General features: G+C 72.1%; 17 protein-coding genes. 10 read left to right on the top strand and 7 right to left on the bottom strand.

Features of this window, described 5'->3' with window-relative positions; all coding sequences use genetic code 11:
- Window positions 1-42: 42 nt before the first annotated feature.
- On the top strand, window positions 43-651 hold the full coding sequence (locus RH861_RS04850; RefSeq protein WP_310520009.1) for a TetR/AcrR family transcriptional regulator: 609 nt from the start codon (window positions 43-45) through the stop codon (window positions 649-651).
- 19 nt (window positions 652-670) lie between these two features.
- Here RH861_RS04850 and RH861_RS04845 read toward each other — a convergent pair whose 3' ends face one another.
- Entirely contained in the window at window positions 671-1,024 is a 354-nt protein-coding gene (locus RH861_RS04845) for a SpoIIAA family protein (protein WP_310520008.1), read from the bottom strand.
- 155 nt (window positions 1,025-1,179) lie between these two features.
- On the opposite strand from RH861_RS04845, the gene RH861_RS04840 reads away from it, so the two are divergent.
- The 3 genes from RH861_RS04840 to RH861_RS04830 all read left to right on the top strand — a co-directional run bounded on the left by RH861_RS04840 (window position 1,180) and on the right by RH861_RS04830 (window position 4,136).
- A complete protein-coding gene (locus RH861_RS04840; RefSeq protein WP_310520007.1) occupies window positions 1,180-1,536 on the top strand; it encodes an iron chaperone in 357 nt (118 codons plus the stop codon).
- 239 nt (window positions 1,537-1,775) lie between these two features.
- Window positions 1,776-2,363, top strand: a complete 588-nt coding sequence (locus tag RH861_RS04835; RefSeq protein ID WP_310520006.1) for a PadR family transcriptional regulator — start codon at window positions 1,776-1,778, stop codon at window positions 2,361-2,363.
- Window positions 2,364-2,402: 39 nt separating this feature from the next.
- Window positions 2,403-4,136 carry an ABC1 kinase family protein gene (locus RH861_RS04830; RefSeq protein ID WP_310520005.1) on the top strand — a complete coding sequence of 578 codons (1,734 nt, stop codon included), beginning with the start codon at window positions 2,403-2,405 and terminating at the stop codon, window positions 4,134-4,136.
- A 256-nt stretch (window positions 4,137-4,392) separates the two neighbouring features.
- On the opposite strand, the gene RH861_RS04825 is transcribed toward RH861_RS04830, so the two are convergent.
- Complete coding sequence (locus RH861_RS04825) at window positions 4,393-5,334, bottom strand: LysR family transcriptional regulator (RefSeq protein ID WP_310520004.1); 942 nt, start codon at window positions 5,332-5,334, stop codon at window positions 4,393-4,395.
- Window positions 5,335-5,406: 72 nt separating this feature from the next.
- Between RH861_RS04825 and RH861_RS04820 the strand changes: the two genes are divergently transcribed.
- The 5 genes from RH861_RS04820 to RH861_RS04800 all read left to right on the top strand — a co-directional run bounded on the left by RH861_RS04820 (window position 5,407) and on the right by RH861_RS04800 (window position 9,717).
- Window positions 5,407-6,348 carry an EamA family transporter gene (locus RH861_RS04820; protein ID WP_310520003.1) on the top strand — a complete coding sequence of 314 codons (942 nt, stop codon included), beginning with the start codon at window positions 5,407-5,409 and terminating at the stop codon, window positions 6,346-6,348.
- A complete protein-coding gene (locus RH861_RS04815; RefSeq protein WP_310520002.1) occupies window positions 6,345-6,710 on the top strand; it encodes a cupin domain-containing protein in 366 nt (121 codons plus the stop codon). The genes RH861_RS04820 and RH861_RS04815 overlap by 4 nt, the downstream gene beginning before the upstream one ends.
- A 766-nt stretch (window positions 6,711-7,476) precedes the next feature.
- Window positions 7,477-8,043, top strand: a complete 567-nt coding sequence (locus tag RH861_RS04810; RefSeq protein WP_310520001.1) for a dihydrofolate reductase family protein — start codon at window positions 7,477-7,479, stop codon at window positions 8,041-8,043.
- 13 nt (window positions 8,044-8,056) lie between these two features.
- On the top strand, window positions 8,057-8,437 hold the full coding sequence (locus tag RH861_RS04805) for a YciI family protein (RefSeq protein WP_310520000.1): 381 nt from the start codon (window positions 8,057-8,059) through the stop codon (window positions 8,435-8,437).
- Window positions 8,419-9,717 (top strand): RNA polymerase sigma factor, encoded by a 1,299-nt coding sequence (locus tag RH861_RS04800; RefSeq protein WP_310519999.1) that lies wholly within the window; start codon window positions 8,419-8,421, stop codon window positions 9,715-9,717. The genes RH861_RS04805 and RH861_RS04800 overlap by 19 nt, the downstream gene beginning before the upstream one ends.
- Before the next feature lie 37 nt (window positions 9,718-9,754).
- Here RH861_RS04800 and RH861_RS04795 read toward each other — a convergent pair whose 3' ends face one another.
- From RH861_RS04795 to RH861_RS04780, 4 genes are all read right to left on the bottom strand, one after another.
- Window positions 9,755-10,597 (bottom strand): alpha/beta hydrolase, encoded by an 843-nt coding sequence (locus RH861_RS04795; protein ID WP_310519998.1) that lies wholly within the window; start codon window positions 10,595-10,597, stop codon window positions 9,755-9,757.
- A 42-nt stretch (window positions 10,598-10,639) separates the two neighbouring features.
- Window positions 10,640-11,464 carry an alpha/beta fold hydrolase gene (locus RH861_RS04790; protein WP_310519997.1) on the bottom strand — a complete coding sequence of 275 codons (825 nt, stop codon included), beginning with the start codon at window positions 11,462-11,464 and terminating at the stop codon, window positions 10,640-10,642.
- A gap of 117 nt (window positions 11,465-11,581) precedes the next feature.
- Window positions 11,582-14,332, bottom strand: a complete 2,751-nt coding sequence (locus tag RH861_RS04785) for a LuxR C-terminal-related transcriptional regulator (protein ID WP_310519996.1) — start codon at window positions 14,330-14,332, stop codon at window positions 11,582-11,584.
- 153 nt (window positions 14,333-14,485) lie between these two features.
- On the bottom strand, window positions 14,486-15,160 hold the full coding sequence (locus tag RH861_RS04780) for a LysE family translocator (protein WP_310519995.1): 675 nt from the start codon (window positions 15,158-15,160) through the stop codon (window positions 14,486-14,488).
- An 81-nt stretch (window positions 15,161-15,241) separates the two neighbouring features.
- On the opposite strand from RH861_RS04780, the gene RH861_RS04775 reads away from it, so the two are divergent.
- A complete protein-coding gene (locus tag RH861_RS04775) occupies window positions 15,242-15,694 on the top strand; it encodes an Lrp/AsnC family transcriptional regulator (RefSeq protein ID WP_310519994.1) in 453 nt (150 codons plus the stop codon).
- 24 nt (window positions 15,695-15,718) lie between these two features.
- Here RH861_RS04775 and RH861_RS04770 read toward each other — a convergent pair whose 3' ends face one another.
- Window positions 15,719-16,087 carry a nuclear transport factor 2 family protein gene (locus RH861_RS04770; RefSeq protein ID WP_310519993.1) on the bottom strand — a complete coding sequence of 123 codons (369 nt, stop codon included), beginning with the start codon at window positions 16,085-16,087 and terminating at the stop codon, window positions 15,719-15,721.
- Between the last annotated feature and the right edge of the window lie 72 nt (window positions 16,088-16,159).

Here is a 16,159-nt window from a genome sequence, read left to right as displayed (position 1 = left end):
GTGGATCGCGGATTCGTCAAATGAACGTGGAAGAATCGCCCCGTGGCTCGACCCAAGAACCAGGCGCTCAGGCGCGGCGAACTCGTCGCCGCGACATCCAGGCTGCTGATCGAGCGAGGCGCCGCGGGCGCGCGATTGACCGACATCGCCGAGGCCGCCGGCCTGACCCCGGCTTCGGTCTCGTACTACTACCCCGACCTCGTCGAGCTCTACGCCGAGACCCATCAGACGGCGGCGATCGAGTACATCACGGGTCGACGCGCGCGCGTCGAGGCCCGCACCGGGCCCGAGCAGCGGATGCGCGAATGCCTGCGCCTCGGCATCCCGATGGAGGGCGAGCCGTCGTTCGACGCGACCGTGCTGCTGATCGAGCTCGGAGCCCTGAGCACGCGCAACCACGGGTTCGACGCGGCCGCAGACGAGTTCGAGCGCGCGCAGGTCGAGCTGTTCGAACAGCTCGTCGACGAAGGCGTCGCGGCCGGCCTCTACACGCCGGCCACATCGACCGCCCACGTCGCCCGAACGCTGCTGGCCATCGAGGACGGCTTGGCGCTCTCGGTGATCCGAGGCCGCCTCGCACCCCACGACGCACTCGAGCTCATCTCGGATGCGGCGAGCGCGCTACTCCGTCACCGGATCGGGACCGACTGAGCCACTCCGGGCGGGGGGGTCAGCTCCGGAGCCAGGCCCAGGCGGCATCCGGATCTTCGAAGTACGCCGCCTCCCGCGCGTAGAACGGCGAAGCGAGAAGCGCCAGGCGCTCCTCCCACTTCTTGTGGCCGACGATCGCCATGCGCGCGACCTTCTCGTGGAACTCGTGACCGAAGCGCAGGTCGGCACCCCACGCCCCGACCTTTTCCCACCGGAAGTCGGTGAGATCGAGCATGAGCTTCACCTCGCCGTGCTCCTCGACCGCGGCCTCGACCGCGGGCGTCAGGACGTCGTAGTCGGCCTTCGTCACATCGCCGGACACGACGAACCCGAGGATGTCACCGCTGCTGCGGTCGGACTGCGTGATCGTCATCGGAGTACTCCGCTCTGTCGTCATGCTCATCCTCGCGCGGTGTCGCGCCGGAGTCGAGGGCGGTCGTTCCGCGAGCGCGCGGCGAGCGCGCGTCGCAGGGGTGGCGCGCGTCGCAGGGGTGGCGCGGAGGCATCCGCACTGGCACCATTCCCCTCATGACCGCCCAGAGCGTCGATGAGTACGTGGCGTCGTTCCCCGACGAGATCGCTGCGCGGCTCGCGCAGGTGCGCGCGGCGATCCGGGCCGAGGTTGCCGATCCCGAGGAGCGGATGCGCTACGGCATCGCCGCGGTGATGCTGGGCGGGCGGTACGCGCTCCACTTCGCCGGATGGAAGCGGCACATCGGGGTCTACCCGGTTCCCCCGCTGCCGGAGCCGCTCGAGTCGGAGGTGGCGCCGCACCGGTCGGGCAAGGACTCGGTCACGTTCCCGCACGCGGACCCGCTCCCTCTCGACCTGATCACGCGGATGATCCGGGCGATCGTCGCCGAGCGGCGGGGCGAGGCGGGCTGACGCGCCCCTCCGGCGCTGACGGGGAGTCGCGCACTCCTCCTCCACAGGCACCGGTTCCGGCGATTCATCCACAGTCAGAATGCCGGGCCCGAGTTCGGGGAAGTCGGTTTCGCGAAGGCGCAGGGCTTCCACAACCCGGCGCTTCTTCCCAGCGAACTCACGACCACCCCGACCGCTCACCGATATATCGTTGACATATCGTCGAGACCCGATCAGGGCCCCGGTTCAGGGAGGTCATCATGAGCGATCCATTCGGCAGCGCGTTCGGCAGCGGCTCGAGCAACTGGGGCGGCAAGGGCGGCCCCGGCCAGGGACTCTGGGATGCGATGGAGCAGCTGCGCGGCATGTTCGAGCAGAAGGTCGCGCCGCGCATGGGCAAGGGCGACGTCCGCACGGCGGTGCTCGCGCTCCTCGCCGAGAAGCCGATGCACGGCTACCAGATCATCAGCGAGATCTCCGAGCGCAGCGGCGGCGTATGGAAGCCGAGCGCGGGCTCGGTGTATCCGACGCTGCAGCTCCTCGCCGACGAGGGGCTGATCACCGCCGAGGAGGAGCGCGGCCGCAAGACGTACACGCTCACCGAGATGGGCCGGGCCGAGGCCGCGTCATCCGCCGACCGCGCGCCGTGGCCGACCGGCAGCAGCAGCGGCAGCAGCAGCAGCCGTCGCGACTTCGGCCACGCCGGGCCGCTCGCGAAGTCCGGTATGGAACTCGCCCAGGCCGCAGCCCAGGTGGGACGCACGGGCACCCCCGAGCAGGTGCAGCAGGCGGTCGACATCCTCGACGAGGCGCGTCGCCGGCTCTACTCGATCCTCGCCCAGGACTGACGCTCGGTGGCCTCGACACGTCGGCATCCGACAGGCAGGATGCCCGATGTGGGGAACACGCGCGCCCGCTACCGGAGGATCCTGCGGTTCGCCGCGCGCTACATCGTCCAGACGTGGTGGTACGAGCTCGTCCTGACCCGCTTCGGGCTGACGAAGTTCGTCGCTCGCGGGCGCACGGCACGGATGACGCGCATCGCGCAGCGCTTCCACGTGCTCGCCGTCGACCTCGGTGGGCTCATGATCAAGGTCGGCCAGTACATGTCGTCGCGGCTCGACGTGCTGCCGCCCGAGATCACGCGTGAGCTCGCCGGGCTGCAGGATGAAGTGCCGCCCGTCCCGTTCGACGACATCCGGCGCCTCGCCGAGGCCGAACTCGGGGTGCCGCTCGAGCGGGCGTACGCGTCGTTCGACCCGACGCCGCTGGCCGCGGCATCCCTCGGCCAAGCCCACCGCGCCCGGCTCGCGCCCGTCGACGCCGGCGACATGGGCTACGACGAGGCCGTCGTCAAGGTGCAGCGGCCGGGCATCGAGGTGATCGTCGACGTCGACCTCGCGGCGCTGCGCCGGGTCGCCGGATGGCTGAGCCGCGTGCGGTTCGTCGCGAGCCGCGTCGACCTGCCCGCGCTCGTCGAGGAGTTCGCCACCACGAGCCTCGAGGAGATCGACTACCTGCACGAGGCGCAGAACGCCGAGCGGTTCGCCGCGAACTTCGCCGACGACCCGCGCGTGGCCGCCCCCGAGGTCGTCTGGGAGCGCACCACCCGCCGCGTGCTCACGCTCGCCGACGTCACCGCGATCAAGATCAGCGACCGCGCGGCGCTCGTCGCGGCGGGCATCGACCCGAAGCAGGTCGCGCACCAGTTCGCGGCCGTCATGTTCGACCAGCTGTTCCGCGACGGGTACTTCCATGCCGACCCGCACCCGGGCAACATCTTCGTGACGCCGGTCGCCGGGCCCGCGGCATCCGCTTCGGCTTCGTCATCGCTCGGGGCGACGGATGCCGCGGCGCCGGCCTGGCAGCTCACCTTCATCGACTTCGGCATGATGGGCGAGGTGCCCGACGGCCTGCGCCGCGGCCTGCAGCAGCTCATGCTCGCGGTCGCCGCGCGCGACGGGAAACGCCTGGTGCAGGCCATCCAGGGCGTCGGCTTCCTGCTGCCGACCGCCGAGACGTACGAGCTCGAGCGGGCCATGACCGAGCTGTTCGCGCGGTTCGGCGGCATGGGCTTCGCCGAGCTCGCGCAGGTCGACGAGCGCGAGCTGCGCAGCTTCGCGATCGAGTTCGGCGAGGTCGTGCGGTCGCTGCCGTTCCAGCTGCCCGAGAACTTCCTGCTCATCATCCGCGCCATGTCGCTGACCTCGGGCATGTGCAGCACCCTCGACCCCGAGTTCAACCTCTGGGACGCCGTCGAGCCCTACGCCGCCCAGCTGCTGCGCGACCAGCGCGGCGGGCTCGTGCAGACCGTCGGGCGCGAGGCACTGTCGGTGGCCGGCACCGCCTGGCGACTGCCGGGCCGCCTCGAAGGGCTGGTCGACCGCGTCGAATCCGGGCGCCTCGTCGCGCAGTCACCACGCATCGAGCAGCGGATGACGCGCCTCGAGCGCGTCGCCGGCCGCATCGTGTCGGCGGTGGTGTTCGTCGGGCTGTTCGTGGGCGGCATCCTGCTGCGGGACGACGAGCCGGGGTGGGGTGCGGCGCTCGTCGTGGCATCCGTCGTGCCGTTGCTGCACGCGGTGTTCGCGGGGGTGTTCGCGCGGCGCGGGCCCGGGTGAGTCGTCGATCCGCCGATCTCCCGTTCGATGAGCGCCATGCGCCGCTCGAGAGTATGCCGAATGCACCCTTCTGGCAGCCAGACGGTGCGTTTGGCATCATCTCGTCGTCTCGGGCGACTGGGTCGCAGTCACCCCGGATCGAGCAGCGGATGGTGCGTCTCGAGCGGGCCGCCGGAAGGGTCGTCTCGGCGGCGACCGAACGGCTTCCTCATTTCGTGGCTCCACTTCTCGGAAGGGTCTGAGTGCCCCTTGGACGCTACCGAGGCGCGCCCTCGCGCGCCTGCACCGCCGCTCGCACCGCGTCGAGCACCGCCTGCAGCGCCGGCGAATCGGCCTGGCTGCGGCGGTGCACGGCAGCGATGTCGCGCACCGATGCGGGGCCGGTGGTGGGGATCGCCACGAGGTCGTCGGGCAGCGCCGACCGGCCGAGGCGCGGCACGAGCGCGACCCCGAGGCCCGCGCGAACGAGTTCGAGGTGGTTCTCGAACTCCATCGACTCGTGCACGATGCGCGGCGCGTTCGAGACGCCGTCGAACAGGCGGCGCAGCCACTGGCGGCAGATGGTCGAGTCGAAGGTCGCGATCCAGCGCTCGTCGGCGAGGTCGGCGGGCGTCAGCTCGGTGCGGTCGGCGAGCGGGTGCTCGCGTCGCAGGATCACGTCGGCGACATCCGTGAACAGGGGCGTCTCGACGAGGTGCCCGGGCATCGCGAGTGCGACGCCGCCCCAGCGGTGCACGATGCCGAGATCGCGCTGACCGGATGCCACGAGTGCGACGGTCTCCCACGGTTCGCTCTCGCGCAGCGGCACGCGCAGGTCGGGGTGCGCGTCCTGCAGGTCGGCGAGGACGTGGACGAGCAAACCGCGCACCGCGGTGGAGAACGCGCCGACGCGCACCTCGCCCGCGATCCGACGCTCCGCGCTGTCGGCGCGCGACCCGCCGGCGAGCTGCAGGTCGGCCTCGATGCGTTCGAGGTCGGCGAGCACGCTCGCGGATGACGTGACGAGCTGACGACCGGCATCCGTCAGCACGACGCCGCGACCGGCGCGCTCGAGGAGGGCGACCCGGGTGCCGCGCTCGAGGCGCTTGATCTGCTGCGACACGGCCGACGGCGTGAAGCCGAGCGCGTCGGCCGCGGCGGCGACGCTGCCGTTCGTGGCCACCGCACGAAGCGCGACCACGCCTTCGAGATCGATCATGCAGCGATGCTACCGATTCAGGTGAAGAAATCAACGCTGGTGCTTCCGGATGCGACGCGCTGGAGTAGTGCCATGACGAGACGCGACATGCTGCTGGCTGCGCTGGTGGCGACGATGTGGGGCTTCAACTTCGTCGTGATCGACTGGGGCATGGCCGGCATCCCCCCAGTGTTCTTCGTCGCCGTGCGCTTCGCCGTCGTCGCACTCGCGGTCGTGGTCGTGCCGCGCCCGCTGGCGAGCTGGCGCACCGTCGTGGGCGTCGGACTGTTCATGAGCCTCGGGCAGTTCGCGCTGCTCTACACGTCCATCGCACTCGGGCTGCAGCCCGGCATCGCCGCGCTGCTGCTGCAGGCGCAGGTGGTGCTGACCATCGTCGTCGCCGCGCTGGCGCTGCGCGAGCGGCCCACGCGACTGCAGGCCGCCGGCGTCGCGATCGGCACCGTCGGGCTCGGCGTCGTGGCGTTCGGACGCGGTGGCGACGCGCCGGCGCTGGCCGTCGTGCTGTGCCTGCTCGCCGCGCTCTCGTGGGCGGTCGGCAACGTGATCGCGCGCCGCGCTGGGCCCGTCGCACCGGCTCGACGGTTCGGGGCGTTGTCGCTCACCGTCTGGTCGGCACTCGTCGTGCCGCTTCCGGCGCTCGGCCTGTCGGCGGTCATCGAGGGCCCCGACGCGATCGCCGCCGGGATCGCGGCGTTCGGCTGGCGGCCCATCCTCTCGACGCTGTACACCGCGGGGCTCTGCACCCTCATCGGCTACGCGATCTTCAACGGGCTGCTCGCCCGCAACCGCTCGGCGTCAGTCGTGCCGTGGGTGCTGCTCGCCCCCGTCGTGGCCATGGCCTCCGCGGCGCTGCTGCTCGGCCAGGTGCCGAACGGGTGGGAGTCGGTCGGCGGCGCGGTGCTCGTGGCGGGCGTCTTCATCGCGAACGCGCCGGCCCGCCGACGGATTCGCGCCGCCGAACCCGACGCCGAGCATTGCGAACCGGCGCCGCCCCGCGCGACGATCGGACGATGAGCGCTCAGGTCCGCAACGTCTACGCCGCCCTCGACTCGTTCTCGGAGCACTGGCAGCCCCGCCGGCTCGCGAGCGTGAACGACTACGACGTCAAGGTCGTGAAGGTCCTCGGCGAGTTCACTTGGCATTCGCACCCCGACACCGACGAACTGTTCATGGTGCTGTCGGGTCAGCTCGTGATCCAACTGCGGGACGGCGACGTGCAACTCGGCCCCGGCGACGTCTACGTCGTGCCGCGCGGGGTCGAGCACTGCCCGAGGGCGGACGGCGAGGTCTCGGCGATCCTCATCGAACCGCAGGGCGTCGTGAACACCGGCGACACCCCGAGCGAGCGCACCACCGTGCTGCGCGAGCTCGACTGACCAGGCTGCTTGCCGAGTCGCTCGCACCTCTCCTCCACAGGGCCGGCCGCGGAGCCGGGCAGCACAACCAGGCTCCCTGATCAATAGCCGGGTATCTGGATTTCCATCGTCCTCGCCCTCGGGTTCGCATCGCTGGGCGTATGGGTTGCCGTGACGGGAGACCTCGTCTGGGCCCTTGGCTGCGGCGTTCTCGCTATCGGATGGGTAGTGATGGCGGTGCTCGCTCCGCGACGCACGCATCCTCGTGAGGTCAAGAGCTAGACCGGCCAGCCGGACGCCGACGGCGGTCGCCCCCCGGGTGGGGCGACCGCCGTCGGTACGTCGAACGCCCCTGAGGGACACAGCACGGCCCGATAGGTTCGGGCTTCCGACCTTGTGCGCCGTCGACTCGGATGCGAAGCGAGCCGCCGACGCGGACATGGTCGTGGGGCCAGTTGCCCGGTACTTCGGTACCGACCTCGAGGAGCGTGAGCTGCTTCCCTGCCCCGACGCGGAGACCGCGCCGGCCCGGTTCCGAGACCGGACGCCACAACTGATCCGGACGACGTCGGTCCTCACGGGTACCTGACCGAGCATGCCGTCATGGCCGGGCGGTAGCCTGGGGAACCCCGATGAGTTCGGCGGCGAGCACCGCGGCATCGGGGCGGGTCGGCGCCTCCGCCGCGACGGGGGCGCGGGAACATCAGCCCGAGCTGTCGATTCCGCTCGCCCTCGATCGTTCATCCCGTGACGGCCGCACACGGCGGCCGCGGAAGGGAACGAGACGATGGCCACGATCAGCCTGTTCGAGAGCGTGACGCTCGACGGCGTCATGCAGGCACCCGGACGACCCGACGAGGACACCCGCGGCGGCTTCGCCGACGGTGGTTGGGCGGCGCCGTACCGGGACGGGGTCGCCGAGGGCATGGCGCAGGGCGACGGCGTCCTCCTGTTCGGCCGCCGCACGTACGACGACGTGCTCGGGTACTGGACGTCGACGCCCGATCCCAACCCGTTCACGCAGGTGCTCGTCGACACGCCGAAGTACGTCGTGTCGCGGCAGCGCGACATCCGGCTCGCCCACCCGAACTCGACCCCGCTGATCGGCGAGGCCGTCGACACCGTCGCCGCGCTGCGTCGCGACCTCGACGGCGGCATCACGGTGATCGGCAGCGGCGAGCTCGTGCGCACCCTGCTCGCGGCGGGGCTCGTCGATGAGATGGTGCTGCTGCACCATCCGCTCGTGCTCGGAACCGGCACGAAGCTGTTCGGCGACCACCGGGTCGCGCTCGAGCTGGAGCGCGCCATCCCGACCACGACCGGCGTGGTCATCGGCCAGTACGCTGTGCGGTGAGCGGGGGTTCACGATGCGCTACACGCTGCTGCTGCACTACTCCGAAGGGTCGGCCGAGACGCTCGGCGACCAGGCGATCGCCGAGGGCCAGAGGCGGATGTCGGCCTACGCGGCCACGCTGCACGATGCCGGGGTGCTGCTCGGCGCCGAGGTCCTGCAGCCGAGCGAGGTGACCACGACCGTCCGGCGCGGCGGCGACCGCCTGCACGTTCAGGACGGACCGCTCGTCGACGCCAAGGAGCAGCTCGGCGGCACCATCGTCATCGACGTGCCCGACCTCGACGCCGCGCTCGAGTGGGCGTCCCAGGCGCCCGCGCTCGACTGGGGCGGTGCGGTCGAGGTCCGACCCGGCGCGGTCCACACGGTCGACGGGTCGTGGGTGCCCAACCGGTGACGGATGCCGCCGGACCGCCCGCGGACGACACCGCCCGCGCGTCCGCCCGCGCGCACGCGTACGGCGCCGCGGCGCACGCCGCTCGCGAGTCCTACGCGAAGCTGGTCGCCGTCCTCGCCGCGAGCACCGGAGACCTCGCGCTCGCCGAGGACGCGCTGGCCGACGCCTTCGCCGCTGCGCTCGAGCGGTGGCCGACGAGCGGCATCCCCGACAATCCGGAGGGCTGGCTGATCACCGTGGCTCGCAACCGGCAGCGCGACGCGTGGAAGTCCGCGGCGGCACGCACGAGTGCGCCGCTCGACGACGCGGCGGAGGCCGAGGCCGCCGCGTCGGTGACCGGACGGGGCGGTGTCCTGCTCGATCCGTTCGACGACGTCGACCCGCTCCGCATCCCCGACAAGCGCCTCGAGCTGTGCTTCGCGTGCGCGCACCCGGCCATCGACCCGGCCGCACGCACTCCCCTCATCCTGCAGGCCGTGCTCGGGTTCGATGCGGGGCGCATCGCTGCCGCGTACGCGATCCCGACCGCCACCATGGCCCAGCGGCTCACACGGGCGAAGCGTCGCATCGCGCGAGCACGTATCCCCTTCGCCGTGCCCGATCGACGCGACCTGTCCGAGCGGCTGCCCGCGGTGCTCGAAGCGGTGTACGGCTGTGCGGCGATCACCTGGCGCGACGACGCCGACTCGCTCGCCGGCGAGGCGCGGCACCTGGCGCTGACCCTCGCACGCCTGCTCGAACGCGAGCCCGAGGCGTGGGCGCTCGCCGCGCTCGTCACCCTGTCGCTCGCGCGCCGCCGATCGGGGCCGTACATCCCGATCGACGAGCAGTCGCCGACGTCGTGGGACGACCGGCTCATCGACGAGGGCGAGACCCACCTGCGGCGCGCCGCCGCCCTCCGCGGCTCGGACCGGCCGGGACGATTCGAGCTCGAGGCCGCCATCCAGGCCGCGCACCTCGACCGCCGCCGCACGGGATCGACCGACTGGGCGGCCCTCCGCACCCTCTACTCCGCCCTGCTCGTGGTCGCGCCGAGCCTCGGCGCACGGGTCGCCGCCGCTGCCGTCATCGGGCGAACGGATGGCACGTCCGCCGGGCTCGCCGCGCTACCCCCCGGCGGCGACGCGTTCCAGCCCTGGTGGGCGACGCGGGCCGACCTCCTGGGCCGGGCCGGACGGGACGCCGAGGCCGACGCCGCCTACGTCCGGGCGATCGAACTCACGCAGGAGCCCGAGCTGCGGACCTTCCTCGAGGGCCGCCGACGCACGATTCGGACGTGATCGACGACGGCGCGCCGCCGGCTCCCGCCGCAGCAGCTCACGCCGGCCGCATCGCCCGCTCACCAGCGTGCGCCAGCGCCCACTCGAGGGCGTGATCGGCGACTTCCTCCCAGCCGGGCTCCGCGCAGATCCAGTGCGACCGGCCCGGGAACTCGACGTACTCCGTGATGGCCGGCGACTTCGAGTAGTGCTTCGCGTTCGAACGGTTCACCGCCGGGGGCATGATGTGGTCCTTCTCGCCGCCGATGAACAGCAGCGGGGCACGGTCCTTCGAGTAGTCGACCCAGGTCTCCTGGTGGCCGGGCTGGAAGTTCGCGATCAGGCCGTACGCCCACACCCAGTTGCCGGGCGCGGCGATCGCGTACTTCTGCCAGACCGCGTCCGACTCCTCGCGTGTGAGCGTATTGGCGAACGCGTAGTGGAACTCCTCCGGCGTGAAGCCGACCGCCTTGTGCCGGTTCGCCGGGTTCTTCAGCGCAGGGAACAGCGACCGCGCCTGCGACAGCGGCGTCACCCGCACGCCCTCGGTGGGCGCCGAGTCGACGACGACGGCCGCCGCGCCCAGCCCGCGCGCGAGGAGCAGCTGGGTGAGCGTGCCGCCGAAGGAGTGACCCATGATGATGGGGGGCTTCGGCAGCGCCTCGATGACGCCGGCCAGATGGCCGACCGTTTCGGGCACGGTGAGCTTCGCGATGACGTCGGGGTTCTCGCGCAACGCCTCGACCTCGATCTCGAACCCGGGGTAGGCGGGGGTCAGCACGGTGAAGCCCTTGGCCTCGAAGTGCTCCTTCCAGCCCTCCCAGCTGCGAGGGGTCATCCACAGGCCGTGCACGAGCACGATCGTGTCGGGTGCGTCGGGGTCGGTGGTCCGGTCGGTCATGATCGGGGTCCTTTCGGTGGGGCGGATGCCGCGGCATCCGGTTCAGGAATCGATGAAGGCGAGCAGGTCGGCGTGCAGCCGATCCCGCTCGGCGTCGGGCAAGCCGTGGGCGCCGTTCTCGTACACGAGCAGCCGGGCGCCGGCGACCATGGCGGCGGAGCGCTGGCCGCCGACTTCGAACGGCACGATCTGGTCGTCGTCGCCGTGGATCACCAGCGTCGGCACGTCGACCTTCGCGAGGTCGTCGCGGAAGTCGGTCGCCGAGAAGGCCGCGATGCATTCGTAGGCGGCGCGGTGGCCGCAGGCCATGCTCTGCAGCCAGAACGCGTCGCGCGTGCCCGGCGAGACGTCGTTGTTGCGGTTGTTGCCGAAGAACGGTCCGTCGGCCAGGTCGCGGTACAGCTGCGACCGGTCGGACGCCTCCCCCGCGCGGATGCCGTCGAACACGTCGATCGGCAGCCCCTCGGGGTTGTCGTCGGTGCGCAGCATGAGCGGCGGCACCGCCGAGACGAGCACCAGCTTCGCGACGCGCCCGCTGCCGTGCCGGCCGAGGTAGCGGACGAGTTCGCCGCCCCCGGTCGAGTGGCCGACGAGCGTGAGGTCGGTGAGGTCGAGGTGGTCGATGAGCACGGCGAGGTCGTCGGCGTACGTGTCCATCTCGTTGCCGTGCCAGGTGCGGCTCGACCGGCCGTGGCCGCGTCGATCGTGCGCGATGGCCCGGTGTCCCTGCTCGGCGAGGAACCGAGCGGCGGCCGCCCATGCGTCCGAGTTGAGCGGCCAGCCGTGACTCAGGATCACGGGCGAGCCGTGGACGCCCCAGTCGGTGTAGAAGATCTGGGCGCCGTCGTCGGTCGTGACGTAAGGCATGCGGGCCTCCTCGTGGCGTGAACGGATGCCACGATGGTGCTGCCGCGACCCGGTTCACCGAACCACGTGGCGTGCGTAGTCGTGAGGTCCTGGCGCCGCGGCGCGGCGCGCCCGTGCTCAGCGGTCGCCGAGGCGTTCGGCGAGCTGCTTGCGCGACGTCACGCCGAGCTTCCGGAACACCTTGCGCAGGTGGTAGTCGACCGTGTTGGCGCTGATGAAGAGGGTCGCACCGATCTCGGCGTTCGTCTGTCCCTCCGCGGCCATGCGGGCGATCGTCGCCTCCTGCGGGGTGAGCGTCTCCGCGCCGTCATCGCCCGGGAGGTGGTGGGGTACGTGCTCGCCGGTCGCCTCGAGTTCGCGACGGGCGCGGGCCGCGAACGCAGGTGCCCCGACCCGGGTGAAGATGGCGAGCGCGGTCTTCAGTTCCTCGCGGGCCTCGCGTCGGCGCTTCATCCGCCGGAGCCACTCGCCGTAGACGAGATGCGCTCGGCCGAGGTCGCCGGGAGCCGTGGCGTGCTTGAGGTGTCCGATGGCCTCGAGATACCGCGGCTCGGCGTCGGCATCGTCGGCGAGCAGGGCGTGGGACCGTGCGGCGACGCCCCGCACCCACGGTGTCCCGCTCTCCGCGGCGAACCCGGCGAGGCGCTCCGCCGACGGCCGGACCACGTCCGCATGTCCGCTCCGCACCCCGGCCTCGACGAAGTCCGGCAGCTGCTGATAGGTCACCTGCAGGAAGTTCCGCGCCACCAGCGGCGCGAAGCGCTCGAACGCGTCACGGTAGTGCCCGTCGGCGATCTGGCGGATCCCGAGACCGGTCATCGCGATGGTCCACGCCCCAGCGAACCCCGTGGGCAGCACCGCGTCGGCGATCTGCGCGACCACCTCGGTCGGGGCGCCCGACCAGGCAAGGTGGGAGGCGTTGACCACCTGCTCGGCGTCGTACCCCATCGCGCGGCGCAACTCGCGCACCTGCTCGATGTAGCGCCCGGAGGACGCCGGGTCGCCGCGGACCAGCTCGATCAGCCCGAGCAGCCAGAGGGCGCTGTCGACGACTCGCAGCACACCGCCGTCCCGCGCGCCGCTGAGCATGCGCTCGAGCAGTTCGACGCAGACCTGCTCCTCCCACAGGGCCATGGTCAGCGCGACGCCGACGGAACCGAGGTCGAGGAGTTGCGCGTCGTCGAATCCGCGGATCGTCGCGACGGCCTCGCGCATGAGAGGTACCGCCTCGCCGTACGGCTGCAGGACGTGCGCGGCGAGGGCTCGCAGCTGCACCGACATCGGCCCGTCGGCGACGGTCGCGCCGTCGGCGAGCCGGCGCCCCAGCTCGGGCAGGCTCACCCCCTCGGCCGCCCACTCCGCCATGAGGACGTAGTCGAACGCGCGCAGGAGCGCCCGCTGCTCGAGTTCCGGAGATCGACCATGGAACAGTGTCGCGGCGCGCAGCATCATGGCCGAGCCGCCGACGACGCCGTCGTGGTCGGCGACGAACAGGGCGAGCATCGCGCGCAGCGTGAGCACCCGTCCGAGCCCGACCGGGTCGAGGCGGTCGTCGTCGAGCCGTGCCACCATCTCGAGCGCGAGACTGACGGCGCCGGCCGATGCGGCGGCCTCAGCGGCTGCGATGATCCGCAGGTCCCGCTCCGGCCCGTCCGTCGTCAGATCGGCCGCGCGCGTGAGCAGTCGCGCGCGGGACAGCGAGCCGCCGCGGACGCCTGCGGCATCGGCCACCTCCTCCATCCGAGCCGCCAACCCGTCGTCCGGGCCGACCGCCGCGGCCGCGCTGTGCCACACGGCGAGCTCGGCGCGTCCGCGTTCGTCGGCGATCGCGGCGAGCGCCTCGTGCGCGCGGCGGCGATCGTCGGCCGGCACGCCGTTGTAGACCGCCGAGCGAACGAGCGGATGGCGGAATTCGATCGTTCGGCGCACCGAGACGAGCCGGGCGTACTCGGCCGGTCCTGCCGCGTCCGCCGGCACTCCGAGTCGCTCGCTCGCGGCGCGGACGAGCTCACCGTCGCCGGTGGACTCGGCCGCTGCGACGAGCAGCCACCGCCGGGACTCGGGCGGGATCGCGTCGACCTGCCTCAGGTAATGCGCCTCGAGCCGCTCACCCAACGGTACGGGCGTGCGGGCGACGGAGGACTCCGTGAGCTCCTCGGCGGTGAACTCCCGCCCGAGGTCGATGAGGGCGAGCGGGTTGCCTCCGGTCTCCTCGGCGATGCGGGTCGCGAGCAGCGGGTCGACGACGCCGCGCATCGAGCCGTTCAGCAGCCGCACCGCGTCAGCCGGTTCGAGCCCGCCGAGCTCGAGCGCGGGAACGCCCGCCGCGACGAGGTGCACGCGCGGGTCGGGACGCGAACTCAACAGCAGTGCGACCCGCTCCGCTGCCAACCGCCGTGCGACGAACGCGAGCACATCGAGCGACTCCGGATCGATCAGGTGCGCGTCGTCGACCACCCACGCGATCGGCTCGACCTCGCCCGCCGCCGCGAGCAGGGACAGGAGTCCGAGGCCCACCAGGAAGCGGTCGGGCGGCAGGCCCTCGTCGATGCCGGCGGCGATCCGAAGCGCCGCGGCCTGCCGTGGCGGTACGCCGCCGAGGTGCTCCGCGAGCGGCGCGCCGAGGCGCTGCACTGCGGCGTACGGTATGGCCGACTCCGCTTCGTACCCGTCGGATCGCAGCACCCGGATGCCGCGAGCGCGGTCGACCGCGGCATCCAGCAGGGCGGTCTTGCCGATGCCCGGTTCGCCTACCACCGCCAGGCCTCCGCCGACGCCGTTCCGGGCGCTCGCGAACAGGGCACCGAGACGGTCCAGCTCGCCGGTGCGTCCGAGGATCGCGGGGGGTGCGGGGTCGATGAGGGTCACCGTACTCCGGTGCTCGCCTGCGGTCCAGCGTGCGGTGCCGGCTGCCGCCTCGTGATCTCGTTCGCACGGTGCGACCCGGTCGGCTGCGGGGACGCCCACGGTCTTCGCACGGTGCAGCGTGCCGGGCTCCCGGTGCCGCGGCGCCCCGGCGACTCACGCCACGAGGTGCGCCGCCTGCTCCACGACGAGCACCACGGCGAGCACGATCATCGCTGCCCCCGAGACGCGCGAGACGAGCCGCATCGCCGACGGGCGCAGCCGCAGCACCGTGCGGGCGCCGTAGCCGACGAGCGAGTACACCAGGGCGCAGGCGCCGACGAAGATCAGGCCGAGCACCGCGAGTTGCACCGGGATCGGCCAGGCGCCCGCGGCATCCGTGAACTGCGGCAGCAGCACCACGAGCACGAGCAGCCCCTTCGGGTTGAGCCCGCTGACGCCGGCGCCCTGCAGCACGCGCAGCCACGGTCGAGCGGATGCCGCGGGCACGTCGCCGCCGGCGGACGCGACCGCTCCCCCCATCCCTCCGGCGCCCGCGACCGCGACCGCCACGGGCGGCTGCCGCAGTACGCGCACGCCGAGGTGGGTGAGATAGATCGCCGCGGCGAACGTCAGTCCGACGATGAACCCGGGCAGGGCCGCGACGGCGGCACCCACGCCGATCGCGACTGCCGCGACCGTGGCGAGGTAGCCGAGGAGGATGCCGGCGAGCGACGGCAGCACGCTCCGCTCGCGCATGCCCGACGCGATCAGGTACGCCCAGTCGGGGCCGGGCAGCACGACCATCAGCACCATCATCACCGCGGCGGCGATCAGCAGTTGCGTGTCCACATGAGAACGGTACGGATGCCGCGGGAGAAGCCGCTGCCGGGTTCCGCTCCGCCACGCGGCATCCGTGGAAGAATTCACGTCGTGGACGCCATCGACCGGAAGATCCTTGCCGAGCTGCAGCGCGACGGCCGGCTGAGCCTGACCGAGCTCGCCGAGCGGGTGAACCTCAGCATGTCGCCGACGCACCGCCGGCTGCGGGCGCTCGAGGCGTCCGGCGCGATCACCGGGTACCGGGCGGTCATCGACCCGAACGCGGTCGGCATGGGCTTCGGCGCGCTCGTGTTCGTCACGATGGCGCAGGCCAACCGCGACACCGTGCCCGCGTTCGACGCGGCGGTCGCCGAGATCCCCGAGGTGATCCAGGCGTTGCGCCTCTTCGGCGACCCCGACTACCTGCTGCAGGTCGCGGTCGCCGACCTGCGCGCGTACGAGCGCCTGTGGGACGAGAAGCTCTCGGCGCTGCCGGGCGTCGCGCGCGTGCAGTCGACCCTGGTCATGAAGACCGTCGTCGACGACCGAGCACTGCCGCTCTGACCGAGCGGCGCCCGCGGAGCGCGATCAGCTGGGCAGTTCGATCGTGTACGACACGATCTCGGTGATGCACCCGTCGCCGTCGAAGTCGTAGAGGTCGCAGGATGCCACGATCGACACGTCGCCCGCGGCATCCGTATACCGCGCCAGGCTGTCGACCACCACGCTGTCCTCGCCGACGACGCTGCGGAACCGCTGGAACTCGGTCGTGACGTCGGCGAGCTGCGCCGCCGTGCGCTCGACGGCCTTCTTCACCTTCTTCCGCCCCACGATCGGATCGGAGCCGACGACGGTCCAGATCACGTCGTCGGCGAGGCGGGGCAGCGCGACGTCGAAGCGGTGGCTCGAGAACGCTCGGGCGATCTTCTCGGTCGATTCCTCGGTCATGACGTCCATGCAGGTCGCTCCCTCCCGTGTGATCCGCGCCTTCGCGGATGACGGATGCGATCAGCCTCGACCCGGCGGCGG

The organism is Agromyces indicus, assembly GCF_031432295.1.
Lineage (GTDB): Bacteria > Actinomycetota > Actinomycetes > Actinomycetales > Microbacteriaceae > Agromyces > Agromyces indicus.
This window is presented reverse-complemented; position numbering and strand designations above follow the sequence as displayed.

Coding starts and splice junctions, on each gene's coding strand:
- RH861_RS04840 (WP_310520007.1), top strand. CDS start 1,180: ATGACCGCCCAGAGCGTCGATGAGTACGTGGCGTCGTTCCCCGACGAG.
- RH861_RS04820 (WP_310520003.1), top strand. CDS start 5,407: ATGACGAGACGCGACATGCTGCTGGCTGCGCTGGTGGCGACGATGTGG.
- RH861_RS04810 (WP_310520001.1), top strand. CDS start 7,477: ATGGCCACGATCAGCCTGTTCGAGAGCGTGACGCTCGACGGCGTCATG.
- RH861_RS04815 (WP_310520002.1), top strand. CDS start 6,345: ATGAGCGCTCAGGTCCGCAACGTCTACGCCGCCCTCGACTCGTTCTCG.
- RH861_RS04770 (WP_310519993.1), bottom strand. CDS start 16,087: ATGGACGTCATGACCGAGGAATCGACCGAGAAGATCGCCCGAGCGTTC.
- RH861_RS04795 (WP_310519998.1), bottom strand. CDS start 10,597: ATGACCGACCGGACCACCGACCCCGACGCACCCGACACGATCGTGCTC.
- RH861_RS04835 (WP_310520006.1), top strand. CDS start 1,776: ATGAGCGATCCATTCGGCAGCGCGTTCGGCAGCGGCTCGAGCAACTGG.
- RH861_RS04845 (WP_310520008.1), bottom strand. CDS start 1,024: ATGACGATCACGCAGTCCGACCGCAGCAGCGGTGACATCCTCGGGTTC.
- RH861_RS04830 (WP_310520005.1), top strand. CDS start 2,403: ATGCCCGATGTGGGGAACACGCGCGCCCGCTACCGGAGGATCCTGCGG.
- RH861_RS04805 (WP_310520000.1), top strand. CDS start 8,057: ATGCGCTACACGCTGCTGCTGCACTACTCCGAAGGGTCGGCCGAGACG.
- RH861_RS04825 (WP_310520004.1), bottom strand. CDS start 5,334: ATGATCGATCTCGAAGGCGTGGTCGCGCTTCGTGCGGTGGCCACGAAC.
- RH861_RS04790 (WP_310519997.1), bottom strand. CDS start 11,464: ATGCCTTACGTCACGACCGACGACGGCGCCCAGATCTTCTACACCGAC.